This window comes from Mesobacillus sp., assembly GCF_047739415.1.
Lineage (GTDB): Bacteria > Bacillota > Bacilli > Bacillales > Cytobacillaceae > Mesobacillus.
In genome coordinates, this window is the sequence record NZ_JBIQOE010000038.1 from 1 (window position 1) to 7,529 (window position 7,529).

At 44.5% G+C, this 7,529-nt stretch carries 6 protein-coding genes and 1 riboswitch; of the genes, 3 read left to right on the top strand and 3 right to left on the bottom strand.

Going from position 1 to position 7,529, the window contains the following annotated elements; all coding sequences use genetic code 11:
* Window positions 1-782: phosphoenolpyruvate carboxykinase (ATP) (locus tag ACH0QE_RS02665; RefSeq protein WP_415799166.1), on the bottom strand; the 782-nt coding region annotated here is incomplete at its 3' end.
* A 673-nt stretch (window positions 783-1,455) separates the two neighbouring features.
* Window positions 1,456-1,596, top strand: a riboswitch (SAM riboswitch).
* A gap of 287 nt (window positions 1,597-1,883) precedes the next feature.
* Between ACH0QE_RS02665 and metK the strand changes: the two genes are divergently transcribed.
* A complete protein-coding gene (gene metK, locus ACH0QE_RS02670) occupies window positions 1,884-3,086 on the top strand; it encodes a methionine adenosyltransferase (RefSeq protein WP_415799167.1) in 1,203 nt (400 codons plus the stop codon).
* Window positions 3,087-3,339: 253 nt separating this feature from the next.
* Window positions 3,340-5,235, top strand: a complete 1,896-nt coding sequence (gene asnB, locus ACH0QE_RS02675; protein ID WP_415799168.1) for an asparagine synthase (glutamine-hydrolyzing) — start codon at window positions 3,340-3,342, stop codon at window positions 5,233-5,235.
* A 3-nt stretch (window positions 5,236-5,238) separates the two neighbouring features.
* Here asnB and ACH0QE_RS02680 read toward each other — a convergent pair whose 3' ends face one another.
* Both ACH0QE_RS02680 and ACH0QE_RS02685 read right to left on the bottom strand, forming a co-directional pair.
* Window positions 5,239-6,114, bottom strand: coding sequence for a C39 family peptidase (locus tag ACH0QE_RS02680; protein WP_415799171.1), 876 nt, complete (start codon window positions 6,112-6,114; stop codon window positions 5,239-5,241).
* A gap of 96 nt (window positions 6,115-6,210) precedes the next feature.
* Window positions 6,211-6,732 (bottom strand): gamma carbonic anhydrase family protein, encoded by a 522-nt coding sequence (locus ACH0QE_RS02685; protein WP_415799169.1) that lies wholly within the window; start codon window positions 6,730-6,732, stop codon window positions 6,211-6,213.
* Window positions 6,733-6,844: 112 nt separating this feature from the next.
* Here ACH0QE_RS02685 and ACH0QE_RS02690 point away from each other — a divergent pair.
* On the top strand, window positions 6,845-7,529 hold a 685-nt coding region (locus tag ACH0QE_RS02690), incomplete at its 3' end, for an alpha/beta fold hydrolase (RefSeq protein ID WP_415799170.1).

Sequence of the window (7,529 nt, forward strand, 5' to 3'; positions counted from 1 at the left end):
TTAGCTGACCAGCCGTGCTCATCATCACCAATCAGGCGGCGATTGTTATCAGCTGATAATGTTGTCTTTCCTGTACCGGAAAGACCGAAGAACAACGCAACATCACCTTCGCGTCCAACGTTTGCAGAGCAGTGCATGGAAAGGATGCCGTTTTCAGGCAGCAAATAGTTCATCACGGAGAAAATCGACTTCTTCATTTCACCCGCATATTCTGTTCCGCCGATCAGTACGACGCGCTGTTCAAAAGAAACAATGATGAATGTCTCGGAATTCGTGCCATCAACTTTAGGGTCCGCCTTGAAAGTTGGTGCAGAAATGACCGTGAATTCAGATTCATGATCAACAAGCTCTTCCTCTGTTGGTCTGATGAACAATTGATGTGCGAAAAGGTTGTGCCAGGCGTATTCATTGATAACCTGGATTGGAAGCTGGTATTTCTTATCAGCACCCGCAAATCCTTTGAATACAAATACTTCTTCTTTTTCTTTAAGGAAATTCAATACCTTATTATATAGTTTTGTAAAAGATTCCTCGGAAATCGGCTGGTTGACAGAGCCCCAGTCAATTTTGTCCTTCACGGATTCTTCTTCGACAATGAATTTATCTTTAGGTGAACGGCCAGTATACTTACCAGTGGTCGCTCTTACGGCACCAGTTGAAGTTAGGAGCCCTTCGTTTCGGTTCAGGACTTTTTCAACAAGCTGGGGAACAGATAACTGAACCTTTACATTGCTTCCTTTTAATAATTCTGAAAGTTCATTTGATATTCCTACAACATTCATCGGAGAATACCTTCCTTTTTTATAGATTCAAAATTTAACTATTAACCTCGAGAAATGTCCAGCGCCAGCGCCTAGCCCCTCGAGACGCTTGTCTAGCTGCGGCTCCTAACTCCTCGAGACGCTTCGGTCCTGCCTATGAAGTCAAAAAACGACTTCACGGTCAGGCCCTCCAGCGCTTTTCGGAGTAGAGCAGTCGCCTCCGCTTTTCGAGTTCGGTCCGCCCAATGAAGTCAAAGAACGACTTCACTGGTCGGCCCTCCGAGGCACACGATGTGCTAGACCCGCCAGCCACAGGATAAGGAATGCGTCGAAGCGATCCATCGCACGACCGAAAGCGGTAGCTTTTGGGAGGACGTGGCGGTTTAGGCGGGCAGCGCTTGTCGGGGCTGAACAAGGCGCTTTTGCATTTCTTAAAAGATTAATATTTTGTAAGTGTTTTCATCTCGGTATTAGTATAACACATTCGTTTAATTAATCTATACTAATGACTCGAAAAATTACCTTGTACCTAACTTGCGTTATATAATTCTTTCTTTATATAGTCAAGCAAAAAGGGACGTTTGGAGGCCATTTTTTTATACAAAAAAACTTTCAACAACAATCGACAAATTTACCGAGAAAATCATTGACATGCAATTATAGTTTCGTTATGATTTGGTCTTGAACGGATACTCTCTTATCCCGAGCTGGTGGAGGGACAGGCCCAATGAAACCCAGCAACCTGCAGACGTGAAAAAACAGCTTTTTGGAATGCTGCTATTTCCGGGCAAAGGTGCTAACCTGACGCAAGGGAACTGCCCTTGAACGATAAGAGCGAAAGGCGCGGATTTAAGCATAAACCTTTCCTCGAAATTGGAGAGGTTTTTTTATTGCTTTTTTCTGTCCAAATGCATGAGAATGCAACCGGACTGCCTTCTTTGGTGTCATTGCTCCCGTGGGTGAAAATTAGAAAAAAAAGAAATTCACCATGAATCCTAAACAAATTTTTCTAATAAAAACTCAGCGTTTATTTCATACTACATAGGGAATGAGTACCGTATCAACCCGAGGTCTGTATTGGGACAGCCTCGATCAATTTTTATAAATGAGGGAGGAACTCAGATGTCAAACAAACGCCGTTTGTTCACTTCTGAATCAGTAACAGAAGGCCATCCGGATAAAATTTGCGATCAGATTTCTGACGCGATTTTGGATGCGATCCTTGCAAAAGATGCTAACGCACGTGTTGCTGCTGAAACATCAGTTACTACAGGCCTTGTACTAGTTGCAGGGGAAATCACTACATCTACATACGTAGATATTCCAAAAATCGTTCGTGAAACAGTCAAGGAAATTGGCTACACTCGCGCTAAGTACGGTTTCGACTCTGAAACTTGCGCAGTTTTGACTTCAATCGACGAGCAGTCTGCTGACATCGCAATGGGTGTTGACCAGGCTCTTGAAGCACGTGAAGGCCAAATGTCAGATGAGGAAATCGAAGCAATCGGAGCGGGAGACCAGGGCTTGATGTTCGGTTTTGCCTGCAACGAAACGAAGGAGCTTATGCCTCTTCCAATCTCATTGGCACACAAGATTTCACGCCGCCTGACTGAAGTTCGCAAGGAAGAAATCCTTCCATACCTTCGTCCGGACGGAAAAACTCAGGTAACAGTTGAATACGATGAGAACGACAAGCCTGTCCGCATCGATACAATCGTTATCTCAACTCAACACCACCCAGAGGTTTCGCTTGAGCAAATCCAGCGCAACCTTAAAGAACATGTCATCAAGCCTGTTGTACCAGCAGAATTGATTGACGAAAACACAAAGTACTTCATCAATCCAACTGGCCGTTTCGTAATCGGAGGACCACAGGGTGATGCAGGTCTTACTGGCCGTAAAATCATCGTTGATACTTACGGCGGATACGCTCGCCATGGCGGCGGCGCATTCTCCGGTAAAGATCCTACAAAAGTTGACCGCTCAGCTGCATACGCTGCACGTTACGTTGCGAAGAACATCGTAGCTGCTGGCCTTGCTGAAAAAGTTGAAGTTCAGCTTGCTTACGCAATCGGCGTTGCTCGTCCGGTATCGATCTCAATCGATACATTCGGAACAGGCAAAGTGAGCGAAGATGTATTAATCGACGTTGTTGAAAGCAACTTCGACCTTCGCCCGGCTGGTATCATCAACATGCTTGACCTGCGCAAGCCAATTTACAAGCAGACAGCTGCTTATGGACACTTCGGCCGTTCTGACGTTGACCTTCCATGGGAGCGTACAGACAAGGCTGAGGCACTTCGCACTCAAGCTCAAGGAAAATAAAATCACAAGGGAGTTGCATAGAAATATGTAACTCCCTTTATTATTTGCCGTCTAATCAAGGAAGAGGCAGAATGCCCTCAGGTTTGCGAATGGTCCAAAAGGTGTAAAATAGAGTATTACCTTAAATTTCCCTTAGATTTTACTGCAAAAACTTTGCGTTTAATGATAGTATTAGATGGTATGTTTTTAGATAGTAAAAACACTGGAAAATAACAATAAATTTTTATCTGAAATGGAGAAGGTGAAGTACATAATGTGTGGCTTTATCGGTTGTGTACATGAAAATGCACAGGAATTCAGCAGCGATGACAAGCAGCTGTTTAAAAATATGAATGATATCATCACCCACCGTGGTCCCGATGATGATGGGTATTTCTATGATGGGCATATCCAGTTCGGCTTCCGCCGTCTGAGCATCATAGACCTTGAGGCTGGACATCAGCCTTTGACGTATGAAAATGAGCGCTACTGGATCATTTTCAACGGGGAAATCTACAACTATCTTGAGCTTCGTGAAGAGTTGATTGAAGAAGGGCTTACCTTCGAAACTCATTCAGACACTGAAGTCATCATTGCCCTGTACAGCCATTATAAAGAACAGGCTGTTGACAAGCTGCGCGGAATGTTCGGGTTTGTCATCTGGGATAAAGAGGAGCAGGTTCTTTACGGTGCTCGCGACCATTTCGGCATCAAGCCATTTTTCTACTTTGAAGATGAGAACCGTACATTCTTCGGGTCTGAAAAGAAGAGCATTCTGCTTGCGCTTGAGAATGATGTCCTTGATTACAAGGCACTGCAGCATTATTTGACTTATCAATTCGTGCCAGAGCCAAATACAATGTCTGAAGGCATCTATAAGCTAGAGCCAGGTCATTATTTTACAAAGAAAATCGGTTCGCCGATGGAAATCAAGCGATACTGGAAAGCGAGCTTCTCGCCAATCCATAGGTCTGAGGATGAATTCACGAAGGAGATCAGGGATGTCCTGTTCGAGTCGGTAAAAATCCACATGCGCAGTGATGTGCCAGTTGGTTCTTTCCTTTCTGGCGGAATTGATTCCTCAATCATCGCGTCGATTGCGAAGCAGTATCATCCTTCGATTAAGACATTCTCTGTTGGATTTGAACAAAATGGCTTCAGCGAGATTGACGTCGCTAAGGAAACGGCTGATCGACTTGGTGTTGAAAACATCAGCTATGTGATCAGTCCGCAGGAATACATGGATGAACTTCCGAAAATCATGTGGCATATGGATGACCCGCTTGCTGATCCTGCAGCTATACCTTTGTACTTCGTTGCCCGTGAAGCAAGAAAGCATGTGACGGTAGTCCTTTCCGGAGAAGGTGCGGATGAGCTGTTCGGCGGTTATAACATTTACCGTGAACCGCAGGATCTTGAGATGTTCAACAAAATTCCTAGAGTAGGGAAGTCGATGCTGAAGGGCATCTCAAAAATGATGCCAGAGGGCATGAGAGGCAAGAGCTTCATTGAACGCGGCGTAACACCAATGGAAGAGCGATACATTGGAAATGCGAAGATGTTCACTGAAAAAGAGAAGAGCGAACTGCTCCACGTTTATAATGGACAGTACGATTACAGGGATATCACGAAGCCTCTTTATCGCGAGAGCAGAGGCTACGATCCGGTTGATACAATGCAATATATCGATATCCACACTTGGATGCGCGGGGACATTTTATTGAAGGCTGATAAAATGACGATGGCTCATTCTTTGGAGCTGCGTGTGCCATTCTTGGATAAAGTAGTGTTTGAAACAGCTTCAAAGATTCCTACAAGCTTGAAAACAGCTAATAACACAACCAAGTACATTTTGCGTAAAGCGGCTGAAGGTGTTGTACCTGATCACGTTCTTACACGCAAAAAGCTTGGCTTCCCGGTGCCGATTCGCCACTGGCTGAAGAATGAAATGAACGAGTGGGCGAAGAACATCATCAAGGAAAGCAACACAGAGCATCTTATCAATAAGTCTTACTTATTGAAGCTTTTGGATGACCACTGCCAGAACAAGGCCGACAACAGCCGCAAAATCTGGACAGTTCTGATGTTCATGATGTGGCATGATGTTTATGTCGAAAAAAAATACTCCTTCCAGAAGGAGTATGAGGCTCAGAAAGTTTTACAATCTTAAAAATCATGGAAGGTAGGTAACTGCTTGCCTTCCCATCTGCACCCAGGCTTCCACGAAGTCCTTAATGGGTGCTTTTTTATTTTTCTCACCAGTCAACGGGTCGTTGAAATAAACGGAATTTTCATCATAGCCGGTAACCAATACAGAATGCTCTTTTGTTGTAACTTTGACTTCTCCATTAGGTGTATACCATGTTTGGAAAAAGCTATCGTCCAATCTTTTATATTCAGTGTTCGTGATGATCCATACTGGCCTGTTATCAGAAAGATGAATTTTCAGTTCCTGGAATTCTGCACCAGTCAGATCTTTTATTTTGCCCGGAAGGTACTGTTCGGCCAATTCAGCAATCGGTTTATGGTAGACACCCAGTCCTGGTTGCGTGTATGTGTACATATTGCCTACGAAGCCTTCATTAGGATCACCGAAATAGATTTTGCCATTATTGAGACGGTATTCAGCCGGGTTTTTCTTTACTTCCCTGGCAAGTGTCAGCTTGTCCACTTGAACATCCTGGTACTGAAGGAGCATGGCGAGACTTGTGACTTCGCATCCTCTTGGAAGCTCAGGCATCTGCCATATGACCGGAGCATCTAAGAGAACCTGTTTTTTTATTGGGATGATTTCAGGTTTGTATTCTTCTATGGTAGCAGCTGCCTGTCGTGGTGCACTTGGCTCGGGCTCATCAAGCCATTCCTTGACCGACTGGACAGCCTGGGCAACATGTGAAGCCTGCAGGTTCTCGAGCAGGAAAGCCCCGGCTACCGATGTAAAAACAAACAAGAACATCAAGATGGATTTGAACATGCTATTTTGTTTTCGGATTAACAGAAAAAACAAAACTAGCAGCGGTACAACAGCCGCAATTGATATATATAACATATCCACAACGATCACCTGGCCCGTCCGCATATTTTAAAAATTGCAGGGTATAATATATAAATTAATATCGGACTGATGCGGGATATGTTTAATCAATCATTGTTCTTTGTTCTGTAGGTTTTTATAATATTGGCCTTTCTCGGCATACTCTCTTGAGATTCGTTCCATGTCTCGGATGTCGTCTTCGTTCAACTCGCGGATGACCTTGGCCGGCCGCCCGAATGCAAGTGTGTTAGGAGGGATTTTTTTGCCTTGAGGGACAAGGCTGCCAGCGCCAATAAAAGCACCTTCGCCGATTTCTGCCTGATCCAGGATGATTGAGCCCATTCCAATCAATGCTTTTTTTCGGATGATGCAGCTATGAAGGACGACCTGGTGGCCAACTGTCACTTCATCCTCAAGAATCAAAGGGTTATTGGGGCTCTGATGGAGGACAGAGTTATCCTGGATATTCACTTTATTACCGATAATGGTGGGAGCGACGTCGCCACGGATCGAGGTATTAAACCATACGCTCGATTCTTCGCCAATTTCGACATCCCCGCTAATCGTTACATAATCTGCAATAAAAGCGGAATCCGCTATTTTAGGTGTCTTGCCTTTGTAAGGATAAATCATTGAATACACTCCTAAATAAAATAGTTTTTCAGTGCTTTCATTTTTATTTTTCATTAATTATATATTATAGTTCTTTTAAAGAAAGAAAAAGTATTTGAGTGGGGGAATGGTCATGTGGAAATGGGAAGCTGACGGGGATGCTAAGGCTGTAATCGTTATGATTCATGGTGCCCTTGAGCATCACAGGCGATATGGGTGGCTAATTGAAGCGTGGCGCTCATCCGGATTTCATGTCTTAATGGGTGATTTGCCTGGCCATGGCATGACAACGAGGGCGAGCCGTGGCCATATTGATACATTCGACGATTATATTTTGGAAGTGAAAGAGTGGGTAGAGGCAGCTTATGAATTTGACCTGCCGGTATTTTTGCTAGGCCACAGCATGGGAGGGCTTGTAGCGATCCGCATGCTGCAGGAGGAACGTGTCGAAATTGCAGGACTCATTTTGTCATCGCCATGTCTTGGTTTGATCAATTATCCTTCGAAAATGCTGGATATGCTTTCGCACGGCTTGAATGTACTAGTTCCCGCCATGCGGATGTCGCCAGGCCTGACAGTTGAAATGGCAACAAGGAATGAGGATGTGAGGGCTGTGGATGCAAATGACTCACTTTACCTTACAAAGGTATCAATCCGCTGGTACCGTGAACTTATCGCAGCAATGGAGCAAGCCTTTGAAAACATGGGAAAAGTCCAGGACGTTCCAACGCTCCTGGTGCAGGGCGGCGATGATCGGATCGTGGATAAACGTTCTGTCAAGGAATGGTTCAACAATGCTCCGCTGTCGGAAAAAAGAT

Excerpts from the sequence above, each read along its gene's own strand:
- asnB (WP_415799168.1), top strand. The coding sequence starts at position 3,340 with ATGTGTGGCTTTATCGGTTGTGTACATGAAAATGCACAGGAATTCAGC.
- ACH0QE_RS02685 (WP_415799169.1), bottom strand. The coding sequence starts at position 6,732 with ATGATTTATCCTTACAAAGGCAAGACACCTAAAATAGCGGATTCCGCT.
- metK (WP_415799167.1), top strand. The coding sequence starts at position 1,884 with ATGTCAAACAAACGCCGTTTGTTCACTTCTGAATCAGTAACAGAAGGC.
- ACH0QE_RS02680 (WP_415799171.1), bottom strand. The coding sequence starts at position 6,114 with ATGTTATATATATCAATTGCGGCTGTTGTACCGCTGCTAGTTTTGTTT.